The following is a 22,105-nucleotide window of genomic DNA, read 5'->3' on the forward strand; positions in this document are numbered from 1 at the left end:
CTCGCTCGGTTCGGACGGCCCAGGCGCACGGCGACAACGTGAGACACGGAGCCGCTTCCCGATGGTTGATTCCATCTCTGTCGCGCCAGTCGCGGCTCACCGGGATCGTAACAGTGCGCCGGGGCGCGCGGCGGAGGGTTCACCATGCGGGACGGGCGCCGCCGGACCGACCCGGCCGGCGGCCGCGCAGGTGGTCCCGGGAGGCCGGCCGCCGGGCCGGGCGGTGCCGGGGGCCGCCCTCGGACCGGGCCGTGCAGGAGTATTGATGAGGCACTGAATCACTGCTTCACTTCTTGCCATGGTCTATCGCAGGACCCCGGCCGCCCAGGCCCGGCTCGACGCCCAGCGTGCCTCCGTACTCGCCGCCGCCACCGCACTGCTCTCCGAACACGGCTACGCCGCCTGCTCGGTGGCCGCCGTCGCGCAACGCGCGGGGATCGCCACCGGCAGCGTCTACCGGTGCTTCCCCAACAAGGCGGAGCTGGTGGCCGAACTGTTCCGCGAGGTGGTCGGCCGCGAGGTGGCGGCGGTACGCGCGGCCGCCGCGTTCGACGGTGACCTGCCGGCCCAGGTGGCCTCGGTGATCGGCACCTTCGCGGGCCGGGCGCTCCGGGCGCCGCGGCTGGCCTTCGCCCTGCTCGCCGAGCCGGTCGATCCCGAGGTGGACGCCCAGCGGCTGGTCTTCCGGCTGGCCTTCCGGGACCTGATCGCCGGTCTGATCGCCGAGGGCGTGGCCGCCGGCCGGCTGCCCCCGCAGGATCCGCAGCTCACCGCGGCCGCCCTGGTCGGCGCCGTCGGCGAGGCCCTGGTCGGCCCGCTGGCCGACGGCGGGCCGGCCGAGGCGCTCGTCCCGGCCCTGTCGGGCTTCGCCCTGCGAGCCCTGGGCCACCCGATGCCCCCGGACCGCCCCGGCAGCGGGCCGGGCCGATGAGCGCCACCCCCACCCTCACCGCCATCCCCACGGGAGCCGACCGATGACCGATCGCGCCGCCGCCACCACCGCCGCCGCCACCGCCACCACCGCCACCGCCGCCACCGCCACCGCCACCGCCACCGCCACGACCGAGCGCGAACTGAACGCCGAGCGCCTGCTGCGGGTCTCCGCCAAGCACTCGCACGACCCGCTCACCGAGATCGACTGGGACGCACCGCTGGACCCGGACCAGTTCGCGATCCCGCCGCACCGCGTGTCGCTGTACGGGACGCCGCTCTGGGACTCCATGACGCACCGGCAGCGGGCCCAGCTGAGCGTCCACGAGCTGGCCAGCACCATATCGGCGGGCATCTGGTTCGAACTGATCCTGATGGAGGGCCTGGTCCGGCACGTCTACGAGAGCGACCTGACCACCAAGCACGCGCAGTACGCGCTGACCGAGGTCGCCGACGAGTGCCGGCACTCGACCATGTTCGCGCGCTACCTGACCAAGACCGGCTACCCGTCCGCCCGGCCGACCCGCCGGGCGCAGCGGCTCGGCCGGCTGCACTTCCTGATCAACGACACCACCATGACCTTCGCCGGCGCGATCTTCGTGGAGGAGTTCACCGACGCCCTGCAACGCGAGATGATGCGGGACGAGAGCCTGCAGCCGCTGGCCCGCTCGGTGGCCCGGATCCACGTGATCGAGGAGGCCCGCCACATCGGTTACGCCAAGCCGGAGTTGGAGCGTCGCTGGGCCGCACTGAGCGCCCCTCGGCGGGCGCTGTTCCGGCAGGCGCTCGGCCTGCTGGCGCAGCAGTCGGTCGCCGAGGTGATCCACCCCCGGGTGTACGCGCTGGCAGGTCTGGACCCGAGGGCCGCCCGGCAGGCGGCCGCCGCGAACCCGCACTGGCAGCAGACCAAGGCCGAGTGGGCCCGCAAGGCCGTGCAGTTCTTCACCGAGCTCGGGATCATCGACCACCGGTCGGAGTACCGCTGGCGGCGGGCGGCCCTGCTGCCCGCCGCCCGCCGGGGGCGCTGACCGGGCCGCGCACCCGCCGGGGCGTCCGTCCCGCTCACCGGGCGTCGGGGCCGAGCTCACCCGCGCCGTCGCTCGGCGCCGCCGCTCAGCGCCTTCGTTCGGTGCTGACGACCACACACACGGCCGCCACCACAATCGCGCCACCCAGCAGGATCGGCCCGGTCAGCGGCTCGGAGAGGACCAGCCAGCCGAGCAGCACCGCCACCACCGGGTTGACGTAGGCGTAGGTGGCGACCAGCGTCAGCGGCGCCGACTGGAGCAGCCAGGCGTACGCGGTGAAGGCCACCAGCGAGCCGAAGACCACCAGGTAGGCGAGGGCCAGCCAGGACCGCCCGGAGACCTGCGCGGGGTCGAAGCCGTGCTGCTCGCCGCGGCCCAGCGCGACCAGCAGGCTGGCGATGCCGCCGGCGATCATCTGGTAGGCGCTGGCCGCGAAGGCGTTGCGCGGCATGTCGATCCGGCGGGCGGCGAAGGAGCCGGCCGCCCAGGTGAGGGTCGCCGCCACCACGGAGATCACCCCGCCGATCGCGATGTCCCCGCCGAAGGCCGGGGAGGAGAGGACGGCGAGGCCGGCCAGTCCGAGCAGCACCCCGCCGAGCGCGGCCGGGCGCGGGCGGGCGCCGCCGAACGCGATCGGCAGCAGCACCATCCAGAGCGGGACGATCGCGACCAGCAGGGCGGCCAGCCCGGACGGGATGGAGTGCTCGCCGAGCACCACCAGGCCGTTGCCGCCGGTCAGCAGCAGCACGCCGACCAGGGCGGCGGACCGGAGCTGGCGCCCGGTCACCCGGACGGCGGCCGGGCCCTGGCGCCAGGCGACCAGGCCGAGCAGCAGCAGTCCGGCGGTGAGGGCCCGCGAGCCGGCCGAGAGGAAGGTCGGCATGGTCTCGATGGTGATCCGGATCGCCAGGTAGGTGGATCCCCAGAGCACGTAGACGATGGCGAGCGCGCCCCAGACCGCGCCGCTGATCCGGGGCCGGTCGGCGGGCGGCTTCGCCGTCCCGGCGGCGGCCTGCCCGCCGGCGGTCTTCACAGCGACGGTCTTCACGGCGACGGTCTTCACGGCGGCGGTCTGCCCGGCGACCGCTTCGACGACGGCGTCCTCGACCACGGCTCCCGCCGCCGGACCGGGCCCTCCCGTCCCGTCGGCGCTGCCCGGGGTGCCGGGGCCGTCCGGGGCGTCCGAGGGTCTCTGCGGGGCCGGAGCTGTCATGGGTGTCTCCCTGGGACGCTGCTGTACGAACCCCGCCATGACACCGCACCATCGGCCCCTGGCGCCAGTGGGTATCCGGCCCGGCCCGGCCGGAGCTACCGTGGGCCCCTCCCCGCACCCGCCCCACGCACGCCCCCAGGAGGCCCGAACCGTGCCCGCCGACCCCGCCCAGCTTCCGTTCTTCGTGTACGGCACACTCCGAACGGGCGGCCGCAACCACGCCGCACACCTGGACGGGCTCTGCGCCGCCGTCCGCCCCGCCGTGCTGCCCGGCGCCGCCCTGTACGAGGGCCCCGGCTTCCCGTACGCCGTCCCCGACCCCGACCGGCAGGTGGTCGGCGAGTTGGTGACGGTGTTCCCGGCCGGGTACCCGTCCGTGCTGGCCGGCCTCGACCGGCTGGAGGACTGCCGGCCGGACGGCTCCGGCGAGTACGTCCGGCTGCGCCGGGCGGTGCGGACCGCCGACGGCCAGGCCGAGGCCTGGGTCTACCTCGCCGGCCCGCGCACCGCGGCCCGCCTGCGGTCGGGCCCCGCGCCGATCGACTCGGGCGACTGGACGCGGCGCTGACCGGTCCGCCGCCGGCCCGCCCCACGCAGCCGGGCGGCGGGTCCGGATCAGGACCCGGACCCGCCGCGGGTGCCCGCCACCGGGCCGGTCACCCGGCCGGCGGCCCGCCGCTCACGCCGTACGGACCCCGGCGGCCACCCGGTCGCCGAGATCCTTGTCGACGTTGCGCCAGTACTGCACGGCGCGCGCCAGCACCGGCTCGCTCACGCCCGCGAGCAGGTGCCCGACGATGTTGGAGACCAGCCGGTCGCGGGCGGCGTCGTCCAGCACCTCGCGGACCATGGTGCCCGCCTGGCCCCAGTCGTCGTCCTCCGGGTGCAGGCCGTACGCCTCACGGACCATCTCGCCCCCGGTCCGCCAGCCGGCCGACGGGTCGTCGAAGCGGTCCGCCGCCGCGGCCGGGCCGCCGTAGGAGTTCGGCGCGTACGGCGCCCCCGCCCGGCTCGGGTCGAAGCGCATCGGCCCGTCCTTGGCGTACGAGTGGACCGGCACGTGCGGGCGGTTCGGCGGCAGCTGCGCGTAGTTGGGGCCGATCCGGTACCGGTGGGTGTCGGGGTAGGAGAAGATCCGCCCGAGCAGCATCTTGTCGGGCGAGACGCTGATGCCGGGCACCAGGTTGGACGGCTCGAAGGCGGCCTGCTCGATGTGGACGAAGAAGTCCTCGGGGTTGCGGTTGAGGGTCATCCGGCCGACCTTGACCAGCGGGAAATCACCGTGCGGCCACACCTTGGTCAGGTCGAAGGGGTTGAACCGGTAGCCCGCGGCCGCCTCGAAGGGCATCACCTGCACGTACAGCGTCCAGGACGGGAGCTCGCCGCGGTCGATCGCGTCGTACAGGTCCTGCCGGTGCAGGTCGGGGTCGCTGCCGGCGAGCCGGTCGGCCTCCTCCTGGGTGAGGAAGTCGACGCCCTGGTCGGTCTTGAAGTGGTACTTGACCCAGAACCGCTCGCCGTCCGCGTTGATCCACATGTAGGTGTGCGAGCCGTAGCCGTTCATGTGACGGTACGACTTCGGGATGCCGCGGTCGCCCATCAACCAGGTGACCTGGTGCGCCGACTCGGGCGACAGGGTCCAGAAGTCCCACTGCATGTCGTGGTCGCGCAGCCCGTTGTCCGGCCGCCGCTTCTGCGAGCGGATGAAGTCCTGGAACTTGATCGTGTCGCGGACGAAGAAGACCGGGGTGTTGTTGCCCACCAGGTCGTAGTTGCCGTCCTCGGTGTAGAACTTCAACGCGAAGCCGCGCGGGTCGCGCCAGGTGTCCGGGCTGCCCTGCTCGCCCGCGACGGTCGAGAACCGTGCCAGCAGCTCGGTCCGCCGGCCGGGCTGGAAGAGCTTCGCCTTCGTCCAGCGGCTGACGTCCTCCGACACCTCGAAGACGCCGTACGCCCCGGAGCCCTTGGCGTGCACCACCCGCTCGGGCACCCGCTCCCGGTTGAACTGGGCCATCTTCTCGATCAGGTAGTGGTCGTGCAGCAGGATCGGGCCGTCCCGTCCCACCGTGAGCGAGTGCTCGTCGCTCGGCACCGGGACGCCGGCGTTGCTGGTGGTGTACGGAACCGCTGAGTCGGGCATGGTGTCCTCCGTCACGTGCCGAGGTACCCCCTCGCCGAACCTAACCCAGCAGTCCCGTCCCTGCCCGGCGTCGCCCCGGGCGCCGCCGGTCCCGAGGCGGAACCGGCCCTCGCCCCCCGCTCCCGCCCGGGTGCCACCGGCGGCACCGCGGCCCTCCACCCGTGCCGGCGGCCACGGGCCCCGCGACCAGGGCGCGAAGCGCCGGGTAGGCTGCCGCTGCCCCCTTCCGGACCTGCGAGGAGTACCTGTTGGCCACCGTCCCTGCCCCGGCGCCGGCGGGCCGCCCGATCACCGTCGTCGGGATCGGCGCCGACGGCTGGCCGGGCCTGGCCGACACCTCCCGGCAGGCCCTGCGCGAGGCCGAGGTGGTGATCGGCGGCCCGCGCCAGCTCGACCTGCTGCCCGCCGAGGCCACCGCCGAGCGGGTCCGCTGGCCCTCTCCGCTGCGCCCCGCCGTCGCCGGGCTGCTCGCCGCCCACCAGGACCGCCGGATCTGCGTGCTGGCCAGCGGCGACCCGATGTTCTTCGGCATCGGCCGCACGCTCGCCGAGACGGTCGGCGCCGACCGGCTGCGCGTCCTGCCGCACCCCTCCTCGGTCAGCCACGCCTGCGCGCGGCTCGGCTGGCCGCTCGAGGCCACCGAGGTGGTCAGCCTGGTCGGCCGCCCGCTCGACAGCCTCACCCTGGCCCTCCACCCCGGCCGCCGGCTGCTGGTGCTCAGCGCCGACGCGACGACCCCGGCGGCGGTCGCCGCCCTGCTGACCGCGCGCGGCTTCGGCGCCAGCCGGCTGCGGGTGCTGGAACAGCTCGGCGGCCCGGCCGAGCGGCAGCTGGACGGCGCCGCCGACGGCTGGCCGCACCCGCCCGGCGACCCGCTCAACCTGATCGCGGTCGACTGCGCCGGCGACGGCGTCCGCACCTCGGTGGTGCCGGGCCTGCCGGACTCCCGGTACGAGAGCGACGGCCAGCTGACCAAGCGCCACGTCCGGGCCGCCACCCTCGCCACGCTCGCCCCCGCCCCCGGGGAACTGCTCTGGGACGTCGGCGGCGGCTCCGGTTCGATCGCCGTCGAGTGGCTGCGCGCGCACCGCGACTGCCGCGCCGTCAGCATCGAACGCGACCCCGTCCGGGCCGGCCGGATCACCCGGAACGCGGCCGCCCTCGGCGTGCCCGGACTGCGGGTGGTCACCGGCCCGGCGCCCGCCGCCCTCGACGGGCTCCCCGTCCCCGACGCCGTGTTCATCGGCGGCGGGCTCACCGTCCCCGGTCTGCTGGAGGCCTGCTGGGCGGCGCTGCCGCCGGGCGGCCGGCTGGTCGCCAACACCGTCACGCTGGAGTCCGAGGCGCTGCTCACCGAGTGGTACCGCCGCCACGGTGGCGAGCTGTTGCGGCTGGCCGTCGCGCACGCCGTACCGGTGGGCGGCTTCACCGGCTGGCGGCAGGCGATGCCCGTCACCCAGTGGTCCGCCGTCAAGCCGTCCGGCCTCCCGGCCGACCTCCCGGCCGACCCACCGCCCGCCCCGTCGTCCCGCCCGACGCAGCCGTCCCTCCCGACGCAGCCGCCCGCCGTTCAGTAGGAGCCCCTCATGACCGTCCACTTCATCGGGGCCGGCCCCGGCGCCGCCGACCTGATCACCGTGCGCGGGGCCCGGACCCTGGCCCGCTGCGGGGTCTGCCTCTACGCCGGCAGCCTCGTCCCCCGGGAACTGCTCGCCGAATGCCCGCCGGACGCCCGGCTGGTCGACACCGCCCAGCTGACCCTCGACCAGATCGTCGCCGAGATCACCGCCGCCCACGAGGCCGGCCAGGACGTCGCCCGGCTGCACTCCGGCGACCCGTCCGTGTTCAGCGCCGTCGCCGAGCAGATGCGCCGGCTGGACGCGGCGGGCATCCCGTACGAGGTGGTCCCCGGCGTCCCCGCGTTCGCCGCGGCCGCCGCCGCGCTCAAGCGCGAGCTGACCGTGCCGACCGTCGGCCAGACCGTGATCCTGACCCGGGTCGCCAAGCGCGCCACCCCGATGCCCGAGGGCGAGGACCTCGCGACGCTCGGCCGCAGCCGCGCCCTGCTGGTGCTGCACCTGGCCGCCGGGTACGTGGACGACGTGGTCGAGGAGCTGCTGCCGCACTACGGCGCCGACTGCCCGGCCGCCGTCGTCGCGATGGCCAGCCGGCCGGACGAGCTGGTGCTGCGCGGCACGCTCGCCGACATCGCCGGCCAGGTCAAGGCCGCCGGCGTGGTGCGCACGGCCGTCATCCTGGTCGGCCGGACGCTGGGCGCCGAGCAGTTCCGCGACAGCCACCTCTACTCGGCCGGGCGCGAGCGCCCGCACGAGGCCTGCGGCGCCTGATGCCCCGGTCCGACGCCGCCGGGGCCGGCCAGGCCTGCGCACACCCCGCCGCGGCCGGCCCCGTCCGCCCCGCGCCGCGCCGGGTGCTGATCCTCGGCGGCACCACCGAGGCCCGCCTGCTGGCGGCGGCGCTGGCCACCGGGCCGGCCGCCGACCCGGGCCGGCTGGTGACGAGTTCGCTGGCCGGACGGGTGGCCGAGCCGCGGCTGCCCGCCGGACAGGTGCGGATCGGCGGCTTCGGCGGCGCGGAGGGCCTCGCCGACTGGCTGCGCGCCGAGCGCATCGACGCCCTGGTGGACGCCACCCATCCGTTCGCCGAGGTGATGTCGCGCAACGCCGCCGAGGCGGCCGCCGCCGCAGGCGTGCCGCTGCTCGCCCTGCGGCGCCCCGGCTGGAGCCCCGCCGAGGGGGACCGCTGGCACCCGGTGGCCTCGCTGCCCGAGGCCGCGGCCGCGCTGCCCGCCCTCGGCCGCCGGGTCTTCCTCACCACCGGCCGCCAGGGCATGGCCGCCTTCGCCGGCCTGGACGCGCTGCGCTTCCTGGCCCGCTCGGTCGACCCGCCCGCGGAGCCGCTGCCCGCGCACACCGAAGTCCTGCTGGCCCGTGGTCCGTTCACGCTCGCGGACGAGCGGGCCCTGCTGCGTGAGCACCGCATCGACGTCCTGGTCACCAAGGACAGCGGCGGCGCCGCCACCGCCCCCAAGCTCACCGCCGCCCGCGAGCTGGGCCTCCCGGTGGTGATCGTCCGCCGCCCGGAGCTGCCGGGCGGCGTACCGGTGGCCGAGGACGTGGCGGCGGCGGTCGCCTGGCTGACGGAGGGCGGGCCGACCGACTGACCGGCGGCGGGCCGATCCGCTGACCAGGGCGCCCGGCGCGCCGTGCCGTGCCGCGCCGGCGGTCAGACGCCGGGCGCCGCCCCGCCCTCCCTGATCTCGTCCAGCGAGAGCTGCATCGCGGCCTTGGCGCGGGTGAACCAGTCCGCCAGTACGGCGGTCTCGTCGGGGGTGTAGTCGCCGAACAGGGCGCCCAGCCGCTCGTAGAACGGGCCGTAGACCGCCATGATGCGGGCCTGCGCGGTGTCCTCCATCGCCACCCGGACCCGGCGGCGGTCCTTGGGGTCCGCCTCCCGGCGGGTGTAGTCCGCCTTCTCCAGCCGGTTGAGCACGCCGGTCACGGCGCCGGTGGTCAGCCGGGCCCGCTCGGCCAGGTCCCCCGCCGTGAGCGACTCGCCGGCCAGGGCGGCCTCGATGACGAAGCCGAGGCAGGTGAGGTCGGTGACGTTCAGCCCGAGCCGCCCCGCGATGTCCTGCTGCCCGAACTGGGCCAGCGCGATCATCCGGTCCATCGCGTACAGCGCCTGCGCGGCCGTCGCCTCCGGGCGCTCCTTGCCCTCCACAGAGATTCCCCTTACGATCTAAGCTACTTAGCTCGTGAGATAATTTGTCTCCCGGCCCCCATTCTCCCCGGCCGGCGCACCCGCACACCCGCCGCACCACTGTCCGGGGGCGCCCCCGCCTGCCCCACCCCCTCCCCATCACCACGCCATCCCAGGAGTCGACATGTCCACACACGGCGACCACGACATGGGCCACACCGTCGCCGGCTGGACCGGCAGCGCCCTGACCATCGCCGGCAGCACCGTCATGGGCCTGGCCTTCGTCGCCGGCTCCCCCGCCGGCCTCCGGGCCGGCGGCGCGGTCCTCGTCCTTGCCGCCCTCGCCACCTGGCTGCTGCACCTGGCCGGCCGGGGCAAGCCCACCGGCCCCCGCCCCGCCGGCCGCCGCGACTGGCGCACCCGTGACACCGCCGCCCGCCAGGGCCATCCCGACTGCCTCGGCTGCCGCCTGGCCGGGCGGCGCCCGCACGCCCTGCCCGTCCCCCGCCCGCACGGCGGGCCGGCCCCGGCCCCGGCAGCCGCAGCACCGGCGGCCGCAGGTACCCGGGCCGGGAGCACCCGCACCGCGCCGGCCGACGCCCGCTGAGCGGCGCCGCGGCACTCCGGCACTCCGGCACCCCGGCACTCCGGCACTCCACCGTTCACCCGCCGCCGGGACGGACTCGCCCCGCGACCCGGCCGCGCCCACGGCGCGGGTCCGTCCCGCCCGGCGCCGCCGAGCGGCGCACCGGCCGCGAGCAGGTCACCCTGGGAACGGGGGCGCCCCGGCCGGCGCCCGGCCGCCGGCGGCGGCCGGTTCGCCGTCGCTCGACACGGGGGTTGGGTGTCGGAGAGGGGCAGGCACGAGATATCTTGATATCGAGACGTTGTAGACGTGAAGCGGAGTAACGGTGACTGACTCGACCATCATCTATACGCACACCGACGAGGCCCCGGCCCTGGCAACGTATTCGTTCCTGCCGGTGGTCCAGGCCTACGCCTCGACGGCGGGCGTCAGCGTGGAGACGCGCGACATCTCCCTGGCCGGGCGCATCATCGCCAGCTTCCCGGAGCGTCTTGAGGAGGGCCAGCGCATCGACAACGCGCTCGCCGAGCTCGGCGAGCTCGCCAAGACGCCCGAGGCCAACATCATCAAGCTGCCGAACATCTCGGCCTCCGTACCGCAGCTGAAGGCCGCGGTCGCGGAGCTGCAGGCGCAGGGCTACGCGCTGCCGGACTACCCGGACGACCCGAAGACCGACGAGGACCGCGACGTCCGCGCCCGGTACGACAAGGTCAAGGGCAGCGCCGTCAACCCGGTGCTGCGCGAGGGCAACTCCGACCGCCGCGCGCCCGCCTCGGTGAAGAACTACGCCAAGGCGCACCCGCACCGCATGGGTGCCTGGACGCCCGAGTCGAAGACGAACGTCGCCCACATGAGCGCCGACGACTTCCGCTCCACCGAGAAGTCCGTCGTGATCGCCGAGGCCGGCGCGCTGCGGATCGAGCTGGCGGCCGCCGACGGCACCACCACCGTGCTGCGCGAGTCGGTCCCGGTCCTCGCCGGTGAGGTCGTGGACGCCTCCGTCATGCGCGTCGCCGCGCTGCGCGAGTTCTTCGCCGCCCAGGTCGCCCGCGCCAAGAGCGAGGGTGTGCTGTTCTCGGTGCACCTCAAGGCCACCATGATGAAGGTCTCCGACCCGATCATCTTCGGCCACGTGGTGCGCGCCTTCTTCCCGAAGACCTTCGCCCAGTACGGCGAGGTGCTCGCGGCGGCCGGCCTGAGCCCGAACGACGGCCTCGGCGGCATCCTGAAGGGCCTGGACTCGCTGGCCCAGGGCGCCGAGATCAAGGCCTCGTTCGACGCCGAGCTCGCCGAGGGCCCGGCCCTCGCGATGGTCGACTCGGACCGCGGCATCACCAACCTGCACGTCCCGAGCGACGTCATCGTCGACGCGTCGATGCCGGCCATGATCCGCACCTCCGGCCACATGTGGGGCCCGGACGGCAAGGAGGCCGACACCCTCGCCGTCATCCCCGACAGCAGCTACGCGGGCATCTACCAGGTCGTCATCGACGACTGCCGCGCCAACGGCGCCTACGACCCGGCCACCATGGGTTCGGTGCCGAACGTCGGCCTGATGGCGCAGGCGGCCGAGGAGTACGGCAGCCACGACAAGACCTTCGAGATCGCCGCCGCCGGCACGGTCCGGGTCCTGGACGGCGCCGGCGAGGTCGTGCTGGAGCAGCCGGTCGACGCCGGCGACGTGTTCCGCATGTGCCAGACCAAGGACGTGCCGATCCGCGACTGGGTGAAGCTCGCCGTCAACCGCGCCCGCGCCACCGGCAACCCGACGGTGTTCTGGCTGGACGAGAGCCGCGCCCACGACGCCAACCTGATCGCCAAGGTCAACGCGTACCTGCCGGAGCACGACACCGACGGGCTGCAGATCGAGATCCTGTCGCCGGAGAAGGCCACCGCCTTCTCGCTGGAGCGCATCCGCCGCGGCGAGGACACCATCTCGGTGACCGGCAACGTGCTGCGCGACTACCTCACCGACCTGTTCCCGATCCTGGAGCTGGGCACCAGCGCCAAGATGCTCTCGGTCGTCCCGCTGATCAACGGCGGCGGCCTCTTCGAGACCGGCGCCGGCGGCTCCGCCCCGAAGCACGTCCAGCAGCTGGTCAAGGAGAACTACCTCCGCTGGGACAGCCTGGGCGAGTTCCTCGCGCTGGCCGTCAGCTTCGAGCACCTCGCGCAGACCACGGGCAACGCCCGCGCCCAGGTCCTCGCCGACACGCTGGACCGGGCCACCGGCAGCTTCCTGGAGGAGGACAAGTCGCCGAGCCGCCGCCTCGGTGGCATCGACAACCGCGGCAGCCACTTCTACCTGGCTCTCTACTGGGCCCAGGAGCTGGCCAAGCAGAGCGACGACACCCAGCTCGCGGAGGCGTTCTCGGCACTCGCCAAGACGCTCACCGAGCAGGAGCAGACCATCGTCGCCGAGCTGATCGCGGTCCAGGGTTCGGCGACCGACCTGGGTGGCTACTACCAGCCCGACCCCGCCAAGGCGGCGGCCGTGATGCGTCCGTCGGCGACCTTCAACGAGGCCGTCGCGACCCTGGGCTGACCCCGGGCCGGCACGAGTCCCCGCGGGGGCCCGCAAGCGTATGAGTGAGAGGTCCCGCGGACCGTCCTGGCGACGGTCCGCGGGACCTTTCGCGTGGACGGGGCCTGGCGGGGGCCGGGGCGGCCGTGGGGCCGGTGCCGGGCCGTGGGGCCGCAGGAGCAGCCCGCGGGCGCTCAGGCGTCGAAGTCGTACTCCAGCACGTACGAGGCGGAGTCGAGCGTCATCTCGTTCACCTCGACGGCCCGGCCGTCCTCGGCGAACGCGGTGCGGCAGATCAGCATCACGGGGGTGCCGGCGGAGAGGCGCAGCCGGTCCGCCTCGTCCTGGGAGGGCATCCGGGACCGGATCTCCTCGCGGAAGTGCACGGGCTTGTGGCCGAGTTCGGCGAGCCGGGCGTAGGTGCCGCCCGGTCCGGTGTCCTCCTCGGTTATCGCCGAGCGGGCGACCAGGTCCACCGGGAGGTAGGAGTTGGACAGCAGGACGGGCTTGCCGTCGAGCACGAACCGGCGGCTGCGGACGCAGACCGGACGCGCCGGGTCCACCCCGAGCACCTCGGCCACCCGGGCCGGCGCCGTCGACTCCGCCACGTTCACCTGGTCCACCACCAGGACGCGCTCCGCTATGTCGGCGGACCAGATCGAACGTCCCGAACCCCACTGCCCTGCGGACAGCCGCTTGATGCCCTGCCGCCGCAGCGGCTGGAAGACCCGGACGAAAACGCCCACCCCCTTGCGGGCCTCCGCGATCCCCTCGCTCTGCAGCACACCCAGGGCCTGACGGGCCGTCATCCGCGCCACCTCGTAGGTGGCCATGAGGTCGTTCTCGCCGGGGAGGCGGTCGCCGGGCGCGTACTCGCCGGTCCTGACGGCCTCTTTGAGGGCATCGGCGATCTGCTGGTACTTGGGCTGCCGACGGTTGTCCGAGTTGGCCATGGGTTCGATTCCTCGCTTCCTCTCTAGACATCCTAGGGCGGCACCGCTCGGCCTGCTATCGGTGCTGCGCATCCCGAACCGGCCATTTCTCTAGAGAGGTTATTGACTTCTCTAGAGATCATGGCTTCACTGAAAAGTGTCCCCACCGCCTGGACCGAGGCCCCCCCGACCTCACCCGGCACCCGTCGGACCCGTGGAGCAACCGCCGCCCGATCGCCGTACGAAGGACCGCCATGTCCGATTCAGCAGACATCTCCTTCCTCCCCCGAGCCACCTGGGCGGTCCCGTCCGCCCCGCGGGAAGTCGCGGGCGTGCGGGCCAGGGCCGTGGCCGAGGTCCGCGCTCTCGGCATCCCGATCGAGGACACCACCGACCTCGAACTCGTCGTCACCGAGCTGGTGACGAACGCCATCCGGCACGGCGGGGGCTCCGAGGTCCACATCCACCTGCGGCTCCACGGGCCCGGGATACTCGCCGTCGAGGTCCACGACCGCTCCCGGCAGTACCCCGACGGCCCGCCGGCGGCCGGCGAGGACCAGGAGTCCGGCCGGGGCCTGCACATCGTCGACACCCTGGCCCTGCGCTGGGGGTTCCTGGAGTTCCCGCACCACAAGGCCGCCTGGGCGCACCTCGCCGTACCGCCCGGCACCGCGCCCCCCGCCTGCGCGGCGGCCCGCCGGCCCGCCGCGATCCCCCGCCCCGCCGCCGGCCCCGACCGCAACGGCGGGGCGGAACCCGGTACGGATCCCGGCGCGGGCAGGTTCGCCCGGCGCTTCGCCCGGGTCCGGACGGCACGGAGCGGGACGCGGTTCCCGTGGCCCGGGCCGACGACCGGCGCGGCGGTGCCCAGGAGCCCGCGGGTACGGCGCCGTACGGGCACGGAACACGACCCGGCCCGGCCCGCGCTGGCGCGGTAGCCGCGCCGGTCAGGAGCCCCCGGCGGCCGGGCCCAGCGGGTCGGCGCGGCCGACGACGGTGCCCGCCCGGTCGATGCAGATCACGTCGACGGCGACCGGCGAGCCGACCAGCACCCCCAGCGCGGTGGCCCGGGCCGCCCGGGCCACCAGGTCGCCGAGCGGCACACCGGCCGCCCGGCAGAGCTGGATCGCCTCCAGCGCGGTGTTGGCATCGGCGACGGCCCGGACCAGCTCCGGCCCGGCACCGCCCTCGCGGGCCAGGCCCGCCAGGTAGCCCTTGTCGACCTGGGAGCGGGCCGAGTGCAGGTCCAGGTGCCCGGCGGCCAGCTTGGAGAGCTTGGCGAACCCGCCCGCGATGGTCAGCCGGGGCACCGGGTGGCGCTTCAGGTACTTGAGCACCGCGCCGGCGAAGTCGCCCATGTCCAGCAGCGCGTCCTCGGGCAGCCCGTGCACGGCGACGGCGACCTTCTCCGACGTCGAACCGGTGCAGCCGGCCACGTGCGTCCGCCCGGCGGCCCGGGCGACGTCCACCCCGCGCCGGATGCTGTCGATCCACGCCGAGCAGGAGTAGGGCACCACGATGCCGGTGGTGCCCAGGATCGACAGGCCGCCCAGGATGCCGAGCCGGGGGTTCCAGGTGGAACGGGCGATCTCCTCGCCGTGGTCGACCGAGAGCTCCACCACCAAGTCGCCGCTGCCCCCGTGGGCCGCCGCCACCTCCGCGACGGCGTCCCGCATCATCTGCCGGGGCACCGGGTTGACCGCCGGCTCCCCCACCGGCAGCGGCAGCCCGGCCTTGGTGACCGTCCCCACCCCGGGCCCGGCCCGGAACACCACCCCGCTGCCCGGCTCGCCCCGGCGTACGGTCGAGCGGATCAGCGCGCCGTGGGTGACGTCCGGGTCGTCCCCGGCGTCCTTCACCACCCCCGCCATCGCCTGACCGACCGTCAACTCCTCCACCGCGAGCGCGAACGCCGGTTGCTGGCCCTTCGGGAGGGTGATCGTCACCGGGTCCGGAAAGGCCCCGGTGAGCAGCGCCGTGTACGCGGCCTTGGTGGCCGCGGTCGCGCAGGCGCCGGTCGTCCAGCCGTGCCGCAGCCCGCTGCTCCTCAGCTGGGCCGCCCGGCCGCCGAGCTCAGCCACGGGTGCCCCTCGCGGTCGGGACCGCCGCCCGGCGAACCCCGGCCGGCGGCGGCCCGGCCACCCCGGCCACCCCGGCCGCGTCGCCCCGCACCCAGCCAGTGGACGCTCCCATCGACGCCACCCGTCCCTTCACCAGCCCTGTCGCCCGCACCGCGGCCGGGGTGGCCGCCACCGTCCATGTTCCCCTGTCGGCCGCCGATCGTCCCAGCTGGGTCCCGGTAGGCGGCCGGCGCGCGGTGCACGCCCCCGCACCCGGGACGGCCGGCCATGGCTGCGGATGCTCCCGCTCGGCCACCGCCCGCCGGTGATCACGGGCCTGCCGGACGGCAAGGCCGTGGGAACGCTCGGGCCCGGGGGGCGCCACCCGGCCCGGCGCCGGGCATGGTTCACACAGTCGCAGCACAACGTTCGTACTCCACCGCCACGCTGGGACGGGGGCGGACGGTCCGTCACCGCGAAGCACCCGGGAGTGACCATGACCGTCGGACGCCAGCTGCATCTCGCCGTATCCCTGGACGGGTTCGGGGCCCACCCGGCCGCCTGGCGGCGCACCGCCCGCACCCCGCAGTCGGCCTTCGGCTCCGCCGCGCTGCACCTGGACGCGGTGCGGCGGGCCGAGGAGGGGCTGCTGGACTTCGTCACGCTGGACGACTCCCGGCCGATCCACGCCCGGCGGGAGGGGCGGGCGCACGGCCGGCTGGAGGCGGCCCAGGTGCTGGCGGTGGCGGCCGCGGCGACCAGCAGGATCGGGCTGGTGCCGACCGGCCTGACCGGCCGCCTCCCGGGCGAGGTGGCGGACCGGATCGCGACCCTGGACCACCTGAGCGCCGGACGGGCCGGCTGGCGGCCCCGGGTGGACGTCACGCCCGAGCAGCAGAAGCTGGCGCTGGAGCCCGAGGGCGGGCCGCTGTTCATCGAACTCTTCGACGAGGCGGACGAGTTCACCCGGGCAGTGCTGGGCTACTGGGACAGCTGGGCGCCCGGTGCGCTGCTCGGCGACCTGGCGGGCGGGCGGTTCGTGGACGAGGCGCTGATCCGCCCGGCGGACTTCGACGGCGTCCATGTGCGGGCCACCGGCAGCGCCCGGGTCCCCCGCCCGCCGCAGGGCCGACCGGTGATCGCGATCCTCGGGCACGCCACCATCCCCTACCGCCTGGTGGCCCGGCACGCCGAGGTCGCCTTCGTCACGCCGGCGGACACCGCCGGCCTGCTGGAGATCCGAGAGGAACTGGACGGGCTGCGCAAGGAGGCCGGCCGGGCGGACCGGTCCTTCCGGGTGTTCGCGGACCTGAACGTGGTGCTGGCGGGCACCGAGGCGGCCGCGCAGGAGCGGCTGGCGGACCTGGACGCCCTCGACGGCGAGCCCTTCACCAGCGACGCCGCCGTGTTCGCCGGCTCCCCGGCCGGACTGGCGGACCGCCTGGAGGAGTGGTTCCGCGACGGCGGGGCGGACGGGTTCCGACTGCGGCCGGCCCTGCTCGCCGAGGACCTCGACGCGCTGGTGGACGGCCTGGTGCCGGAGCTCCAGCGGCGCGGCCTGTTCCGGACGGCGTACACGTCGGCGACCCTGCGCGGCCACCTGGGCCTGCCCGAGGTCGGAGACGACGGCGGGCACGGGGACGGACCCGGGGACGCGCACGGACACGGGGACGCCGCCCTGTAGGAGCCCGCACGACCGGCCTGCCTTCCGGGGGTGCGGCGGACCGCTTCGGCGGCCTGCCGCACCCCCGGACGCCGTCGGTGCTTGACATCGGACCTAAGCGGAATGAACATTCATTCCGTGCCCAGAAAAACCGACATCGCCCAGCAGCTCCTGGACAGCGCGCTCTCCCTCTTCGCCGAGCGCACCTACGAAGGCACCCAGATGCCCGCCGTCGCCCAGCGGGCCGGGGTCGGCGTCGGCAGCATCTACCGGTACTTCCCCAGCAAGGAGGCGCTCGGCAACGCGGCCTTCCAGTACGCCAAGCGCGGCCTGCTCGACCAGCTGAACGACGCGCTGGTCGAGGGCGGGCCGGTGCACTCCGTCCGCGAGGAGTTCGGCCGGTTCTGGCTGGGTTTCACCCGCTACGCGGGCAGCTCCCACGACGCGTTCGTGTTCCTGGAGCACCAGCAGCACGACACCTTCCTCGCCCCGGAGAGCCAGGCGCTGGCCGCCGAGGTCGACCGGGTCGCCTGCGACTTCATCGAGCGCGGCCAGCGCTCCGGCGAGCTCCGCGACGGCGACCCGCAGCAGCTGGTCGCCCTCGCCATCGGCGCGTTCACCGGGCTGGTCAAGCACCTGCGCCCCGGCGGCATCGGCAAACTCTCCCCCGCGTCCCTCAAGGTGGCGGAAGACGCCGTCTGGGACCTCCTGCACCGAAAGGCCGACTCGTGAGCACCCCCGCCCGACCGCAGACCGTCCTGATCACCGGCTGTTCCACCGGCATGGGCCGCCGCACCGCGCTCGCCCTGCACCGGCTGGGCCACCAGGTGTACGCCACCGCCCGGCGCCCCGAGACGCTCGCCGACCTGGCGGCCGAGGGCCTCGCCACCCTCCCCCTGGACGTCACCGACGAGGAGTCGATGGCGGCCGCCGTCGCGCGGATCGAGGCCGAGCGCGGCGCCGTGGACATCCTGGTCAACAACGCCGCGTACGGACTGCACCTGCCGGTCGAGCTGGCCACCCCCGACGAGGTGCGCCGGCAGTTCGAGACCAACGTCTTCGGGCTGGTCCGGATGACCCAGCTGGTGCTGCCCGCAATGCGCCGCGCCGGGAGCGGACGGATCGTCAACATCTCGTCCATGGGCGGCCGTTTCAGCCCGCCCGGCGGCGCCTTCTACCACGCCAGCAAGCACGCGGTGGAGGCGATCAGCGACTCGCTGCGGCTGGAGGTCGCGCCGTTCGGGGTGAAGGTCGTGGTGGTCCAGCCCGGCCCGACCATCACCGATTTCGCCGGCACGGCGGTGGACACCATGCGGGGCGGCGCGGCCCACGACGAGCAGGACCCTTACGGCCGGTTCCGCGCCGAACTCGCCGACATGTACGCCAACCGGACCTTCAACCGGCGGAGCGGCGCGGTGCCGGCCGAGGCCGCGACCAAGGTCATCGTCCGGGCGGCCACCACGGCCCGCCCCCGGGCCCGGTACGCCATCGGCACGCTGGCGCGGGCCACCATGGGCGCGCGGCGGCTGCTGCCCGACGTCGCCTTCGACGCCGTGATGCGGCTCAACTTCCCTGCCACGGCCCGCTAGAGGGCGCGCGCGGTACGGACAACCGGACGGGCGCGGCACCGGCCCCGGAACATACCCGGAGCCGGTGCCGCGCCACCTTCGTCAGTCCTCGGGGTAGCGGCGCGGGGTCCAGACGACCTCGGTGCCGTTGTCGCGTTCGACGATCCGGGTCTGCGAGGAGCCGATCAGCAGCAGGGTCCGCATGTCGACCTCGGCCGGGTCCAGATCGGCCAGCCGGACGGTCCGCACCCGCTCGGTGGGGCCGCCGACGTCCCGGGCCATCACCACGGGCGTCTCCGGGGCGCGGTGTTCGAGCAGCAGGTCGCGGGCCAGCCCGACCTGCGTGGTGCGGCTCTTCGAACCGGGGTTGTAGAGCGCCAGCACCAGATCGGCCTCGGCGGCGGCGCGCAGCCGGCGGGCGATCGCCGTCCAGGGCTTGAGCCGGTCGGAGAGCGAGACCACCGCGTAGTCGTGACCGAGCGGCGCGCCGACCCGGGAGGCGGCGGCGTGCGCGGCGGTCATGCCGGGCAGCACCCGGACGGGCACCGAGCGGTACGGGTCGGCGCCGGCGGCCTCCAGGACGGCGGTGGCCATCGCGAAGACGCCGGGGTCGCCGGAGGAGACCACGGCCACCCGGTGGCCGCGCCGGGCCAGGTCGAGGGCGAACTCGGCCCGTTCGGCCTCCACCTTGTTGTCCGAGCCGTGCCGCTGCTGGCCGGCGCGGACCGGCACGCGGTCCAGGTAGGTGGTGTAGCCGACCAGGTCGGTGGCGCCGGCGAGGGCGCCGCGGGCCTCCGGGGTGAGCCAGAGCGGCCCGGCGGGGCCGGTGCCGACCACCACCACCTCGCCCTCGCCCGGCACGGGGGCCGGGACGGGCCGGTCGATCCGGCTGGGCAGTACGGCCACCGAGAAGTACGGGACGGTGTCCGGGTCGACCTCGGCCAGCGGGGCCGTCCGCTCGGCGGCCATGGTGGCGCGCTCGACGTACTGGGCGTCCTCCAGCCGGCCGGCCCGCTCCAGGGCGCGGCGCACGGTGGGGAAGGTCCGGCCGAGCTTCATGATCACGGCCGAGTCGGTGGAGGCCAGCCGGGCCGCCAGCTCCTCCTCCGGCAGGGTGCCGGGCAGGATGGTCAGCACCTCCTCGGCCTCCACCAGCGGGCGGCCGAGCCGGGCGGCGGCGGCGCTGACCGAGGTCACGCCGGGCACCACCTCGGTCGGGTATCGGTGCGCGAGGCGCTTGTGCATGTGCTGGTAGGAGCCGTAGAAGAGCGGGTCGCCCTCGGCGAGCACCACCACGTCGCGGCCGGCGTCCAGGTGGGCGGCCAGCCTGGCGGCGGCCTCCTCGTAGAACTCGTCGATCGCGCCGCGGTAACCGCCGGGGTGGTCGGTGGTCTCGACGGTCAGCGGGTAGACCAGCTTCTCCTCGATCTGACCTTCCGTCAGGTACCGCTCGGCGATGGAGCGGGCGATCGAGCGGCCGTGCCGGGCACTGTGGTACGCCACCACGTCCGCCTTGCCGATGAGTTCGGCGGCGCGGACGGTGACCAGCGACGGGTCGCCGGGGCCCAGGCCGACGCCGTAGAGGCGCCCGGTGCCACCTATGGTTGCCTGACTGTCCGTCACTCTTCTTCACTCGCAATCGCGTTGATGGCGGCGGCGGCCATCGCGCTGCCGCCGCGCCGGCCGCGGACCACCAGGTGCTCCAGCCGGGAGGGATGCTCGGCCAGGGCCTGCTTGGACTCGGCGGCGCCGATGAAGCCGACCGGGACGCCGATCACGGCGGCCGGGCGCGGCGCCCCCGCCTCGATCAGCTCCAGCAGCCGGAACAGCGAGGTCGGCGCGTTGCCCACGGCGACCACCGCGCCCTCCAGCCGGGGCAGCCACAGCTCCATGGCGGCGGCGCTGCGGGTGTTGCCCATCTTCTTCGCCAGCTCGGGGACCGAGGGGTCGGAGAGGGTGCAGATCACCTCGTTGTCGGCGGGCAGCCGCTTGCGGGTCACCCCGCTGGCGACCATCGACACGTCGCAGAGGATCGGCGCGCCGGCGCGCAGCGCCCTGCGCGCGTCCGCCACCACGCCCGGGGACCACAGCAGGTCCTCGACCAGGTCGGTCATGCCGCACGCGTGGATCATGCGCACCACGACCTGCGAGACGTCGGCGGGCAGGCCCGCAAGGTCGACCTCGGCCCGGATGGTGGCAAAGGACTCGCGGTAGATCGCCGCCCCGTCCTTCTCGTACTCGATCACTTGGTCCTCCGGGCCCGGGCCACTGCGTCGGCCATCTGTTGCGTTGTCGTTGCTTGGTCGGTGGACGTGACGTCCGGGCGGCGGACGGCCACCCGGTATCCGTCCGGCGTGGCGAGCACGTCCACCCACTCGCCCGCCGGATGCCCGCAGCGCCGCTCGCAGCCCGACCAGTGCACGGGCAGCAGGCCGCCGGCACCGGGGCCGGCGGTCGCGAGGGCGTGGGCCGCGTCACCGCGGACGTCCGCCAGGGACTTGGCGCAGCCGGGGGTGCCGGTGCAGGCCATGGCGCGTTCCCACGGGGAGTGCGGGTCGAGTCCGAGGCCGGCGGCGGCCAGCCGGTCGGCCCACCCGGGCGACCGGGCGGGGTCGAGGCCGGGGAGCACCGCACCGCGCCAGGGGGTCACCCGCAGTTCGCCGGCGCCGTCGGTGGCGGCCGCCGCGAGCAGCCGCCACTGCGCGACGCCGGCGCGTCCGAACGGCAGTCCGACCGAGAGGCCGTGCCGTCCGTCCGGTCCGGTCACCGGGCCGGCCTGCGGCAGCGCTCCCGGCAGGGCGGGCAGCGGGACGAGGACGGTCCCGGGCGGCGTCAGCCGGGTGCCGTCCGGGTCGGCCTCGCGGATCCGCCAGGCCTTGGTGCCGCTCTCGCGCAGCAGCGTGAGGAAGTCTTCGGCGGCGCGCAGCGCGGTGGCGACGGCCTGCCCGGCCGGCACCCGCGGCCCGGTGGTGGCACGCCCGAGGCGCAGGAGTGCCTGGCCGTCGGGGCTTGCGATCAATGTCACATCGGCGTCGAGCCCGGCGACGTCGCCGCGGCCGTCGTCGAGGGCGAACAGGAAGCGGCCGGACAGCCCGGTGGACCAGTCCGCGGCGCACAGGGCGGCGTCCAGTTCGCGGGCCCAAGTGGTCACGTCCGCATGCCCGTTGCCGTCGACGCCGGCGAGCGGCGAGGCGACGATGTTGCGGACCCGCTCGTGCCGGTCGGAGGGCAGCAGGCCGGCGGCCCGCAACCGGGCGCCGAGGTCCTGCCCGCAGCCCTCGGGGAGGCCGCGCAGTTGGACGTTGCCGCGCGAGGTGGTCTCCAGCTGCGCGTCCCCGAGCTGCTCGGCCGCGTCGGCCAGCGCGAGAACCTGACCGACCGTCAGCAGACCGCCGGGCAGCCGGACTCGGGCGAGCGCGCCGTCGTCGGCGGTGTGTAGGCGAAGGGCCCCCGGACACGCGTCCCCGCGCGCCCGGTCGGGCACGCCGGGGCCCGGTCCTGCGAGGTCGGGTGAGGGTGACATGGCCGCGAGCATACCCAGGATCCGGCCGGGGACTCTGTCCCGTGGATCACCCCCAGCCCCTACTATGCTCCCGGGCGGATCCTTCGGGGTCCGCTCACGCCAGAGACGGCGCAAAGGGGAGGAAACCGGTGAAAACCCGGTGCGGTCCCGCCACTGTGACCACGGTTCACCGACCGTGGGAGCCAGGAACTCCTGCCGTCCCGATCCCCCCGGCC

20 protein-coding genes and 2 riboswitches are annotated in these 22,105 nt (G+C 75.0%); of the genes, 12 read left to right on the plus strand and 8 right to left on the minus strand.

All coding sequences use genetic code 11. The annotated features are described in order from the left end of the window. Positions 1-10: 10 nt before the first annotated feature. A riboswitch (ZMP/ZTP riboswitch) is annotated at positions 11-103 on the minus strand. A 195-nt stretch (positions 104-298) separates the two neighbouring features. Both OG689_RS09005 and OG689_RS09010 read left to right on the plus strand, forming a co-directional pair. After that, positions 299-931, plus strand: coding sequence for a TetR/AcrR family transcriptional regulator (locus tag OG689_RS09005; protein WP_266319198.1), 633 nt, complete (start codon positions 299-301; stop codon positions 929-931). A 43-nt stretch (positions 932-974) separates the two neighbouring features. After that, positions 975-1,958 carry a diiron oxygenase gene (locus OG689_RS09010; RefSeq protein ID WP_266319199.1) on the plus strand — a complete coding sequence of 328 codons (984 nt, stop codon included), beginning with the start codon at positions 975-977 and terminating at the stop codon, positions 1,956-1,958. Between the two features lie 85 nt (positions 1,959-2,043). On the opposite strand, the gene OG689_RS09015 is transcribed toward OG689_RS09010, so the two are convergent. Then, positions 2,044-3,171, minus strand: a complete 1,128-nt coding sequence (locus tag OG689_RS09015; RefSeq protein WP_323189268.1) for an EamA family transporter — start codon at positions 3,169-3,171, stop codon at positions 2,044-2,046. Between the two features lie 151 nt (positions 3,172-3,322). Here OG689_RS09015 and OG689_RS09020 point away from each other — a divergent pair, with 151 nt between their 5' ends. Further along, on the plus strand, positions 3,323-3,739 hold the full coding sequence (locus OG689_RS09020; protein ID WP_266319200.1) for a gamma-glutamylcyclotransferase family protein: 417 nt from the start codon (positions 3,323-3,325) through the stop codon (positions 3,737-3,739). Positions 3,740-3,850: 111 nt separating this feature from the next. Here OG689_RS09020 and OG689_RS09025 read toward each other — a convergent pair whose 3' ends face one another. After that, on the minus strand, positions 3,851-5,311 hold the full coding sequence (locus OG689_RS09025) for a catalase (RefSeq protein ID WP_266319202.1): 1,461 nt from the start codon (positions 5,309-5,311) through the stop codon (positions 3,851-3,853). Positions 5,312-5,559: 248 nt separating this feature from the next. On the opposite strand from OG689_RS09025, the gene cbiE reads away from it, so the two are divergent. Genes cbiE through OG689_RS09040 form a run of 3 tightly spaced genes read left to right on the plus strand, consistent with a single transcriptional unit; the run spans position 5,560 to position 8,495 of the window. After that, positions 5,560-6,888, plus strand: coding sequence for a precorrin-6y C5,15-methyltransferase (decarboxylating) subunit CbiE (gene cbiE / locus OG689_RS09030; protein WP_266319203.1), 1,329 nt, complete (start codon positions 5,560-5,562; stop codon positions 6,886-6,888). Positions 6,889-6,897: 9 nt separating this feature from the next. Then, positions 6,898-7,659, plus strand: a complete 762-nt coding sequence (cobM, locus tag OG689_RS09035) for a precorrin-4 C(11)-methyltransferase (RefSeq protein WP_266319205.1) — start codon at positions 6,898-6,900, stop codon at positions 7,657-7,659. Next, positions 7,659-8,495: a cobalt-precorrin-6A reductase gene (locus OG689_RS09040; RefSeq protein ID WP_266319206.1), complete on the plus strand. Its 837-nt coding sequence runs from the start codon at positions 7,659-7,661 to the stop codon at positions 8,493-8,495. The genes cobM and OG689_RS09040 overlap by 1 nt, the downstream gene beginning before the upstream one ends. 62 nt (positions 8,496-8,557) lie before the next feature. Here the strand turns inward: OG689_RS09040 and OG689_RS09045 are convergent, their stop codons facing one another. Further along, entirely contained in the window at positions 8,558-9,055 is a 498-nt protein-coding gene (locus tag OG689_RS09045) for a MarR family transcriptional regulator (RefSeq protein ID WP_266319208.1), read from the minus strand. Between the two features lie 163 nt (positions 9,056-9,218). Here OG689_RS09045 and OG689_RS09050 point away from each other — a divergent pair, with 163 nt between their 5' ends. Both OG689_RS09050 and OG689_RS09055 read left to right on the plus strand, forming a co-directional pair. After that, complete coding sequence (locus tag OG689_RS09050) at positions 9,219-9,641, plus strand: HGxxPAAW family protein (RefSeq protein ID WP_266319209.1); 423 nt, start codon at positions 9,219-9,221, stop codon at positions 9,639-9,641. Between the two features lie 304 nt (positions 9,642-9,945). Continuing rightward, on the plus strand, positions 9,946-12,165 hold the full coding sequence (locus tag OG689_RS09055; RefSeq protein ID WP_266319211.1) for an NADP-dependent isocitrate dehydrogenase: 2,220 nt from the start codon (positions 9,946-9,948) through the stop codon (positions 12,163-12,165). 173 nt (positions 12,166-12,338) lie between these two features. On the opposite strand, the gene OG689_RS09060 is transcribed toward OG689_RS09055, so the two are convergent. Next, positions 12,339-13,097, minus strand: coding sequence for a GntR family transcriptional regulator (locus OG689_RS09060; RefSeq protein WP_266319212.1), 759 nt, complete (start codon positions 13,095-13,097; stop codon positions 12,339-12,341). A 233-nt stretch (positions 13,098-13,330) separates the two neighbouring features. On the opposite strand from OG689_RS09060, the gene OG689_RS09065 reads away from it, so the two are divergent. Continuing rightward, positions 13,331-14,014, plus strand: a complete 684-nt coding sequence (locus tag OG689_RS09065; RefSeq protein ID WP_266319213.1) for an ATP-binding protein — start codon at positions 13,331-13,333, stop codon at positions 14,012-14,014. Between the two features lie 9 nt (positions 14,015-14,023). Here the strand turns inward: OG689_RS09065 and OG689_RS09070 are convergent, their stop codons facing one another. Continuing rightward, on the minus strand, positions 14,024-15,157 hold the full coding sequence (locus OG689_RS09070) for a cobalt-precorrin-5B (C(1))-methyltransferase (RefSeq protein ID WP_266319214.1): 1,134 nt from the start codon (positions 15,155-15,157) through the stop codon (positions 14,024-14,026). Between the two features lie 475 nt (positions 15,158-15,632). On the opposite strand from OG689_RS09070, the gene OG689_RS09075 reads away from it, so the two are divergent. The 3 genes from OG689_RS09075 to OG689_RS09085 all read left to right on the plus strand — a co-directional run bounded on the left by OG689_RS09075 (position 15,633) and on the right by OG689_RS09085 (position 18,388). Continuing rightward, complete coding sequence (locus tag OG689_RS09075) at positions 15,633-16,820, plus strand: LLM class flavin-dependent oxidoreductase (protein ID WP_266319215.1); 1,188 nt, start codon at positions 15,633-15,635, stop codon at positions 16,818-16,820. Between the two features lie 117 nt (positions 16,821-16,937). Then, entirely contained in the window at positions 16,938-17,531 is a 594-nt protein-coding gene (locus OG689_RS09080) for a TetR/AcrR family transcriptional regulator (protein WP_266319216.1), read from the plus strand. Continuing rightward, a complete protein-coding gene (locus tag OG689_RS09085; protein WP_266319217.1) occupies positions 17,528-18,388 on the plus strand; it encodes an SDR family NAD(P)-dependent oxidoreductase in 861 nt (286 codons plus the stop codon). Before OG689_RS09080 ends, OG689_RS09085 begins: the two co-directional genes overlap by 4 nt. An 81-nt stretch (positions 18,389-18,469) precedes the next feature. Here the strand turns inward: OG689_RS09085 and OG689_RS09090 are convergent, their stop codons facing one another. From OG689_RS09090 to cobG, 3 genes are read right to left on the minus strand one after another with little or no spacing between them, the layout of a single operon-like run. Then, entirely contained in the window at positions 18,470-19,990 is a 1,521-nt protein-coding gene (locus OG689_RS09090; protein WP_266319219.1) for a precorrin-2 C(20)-methyltransferase, read from the minus strand. Next, positions 19,987-20,613: a precorrin-8X methylmutase gene (locus OG689_RS09095; RefSeq protein ID WP_266319220.1), complete on the minus strand. Its 627-nt coding sequence runs from the start codon at positions 20,611-20,613 to the stop codon at positions 19,987-19,989. The genes OG689_RS09090 and OG689_RS09095 overlap by 4 nt, the downstream gene beginning before the upstream one ends. Then, positions 20,610-21,890: a precorrin-3B synthase gene (cobG, locus tag OG689_RS09100; RefSeq protein ID WP_266319221.1), complete on the minus strand. Its 1,281-nt coding sequence runs from the start codon at positions 21,888-21,890 to the stop codon at positions 20,610-20,612. The genes OG689_RS09095 and cobG overlap by 4 nt, the downstream gene beginning before the upstream one ends. An 89-nt stretch (positions 21,891-21,979) precedes the next feature. Then, positions 21,980-22,105, plus strand: a riboswitch (cobalamin riboswitch).

This window comes from Kitasatospora sp. NBC_00240 (assembly GCF_026342405.1).
Taxonomy (GTDB): Bacteria; Actinomycetota; Actinomycetes; order Streptomycetales; family Streptomycetaceae; genus Kitasatospora.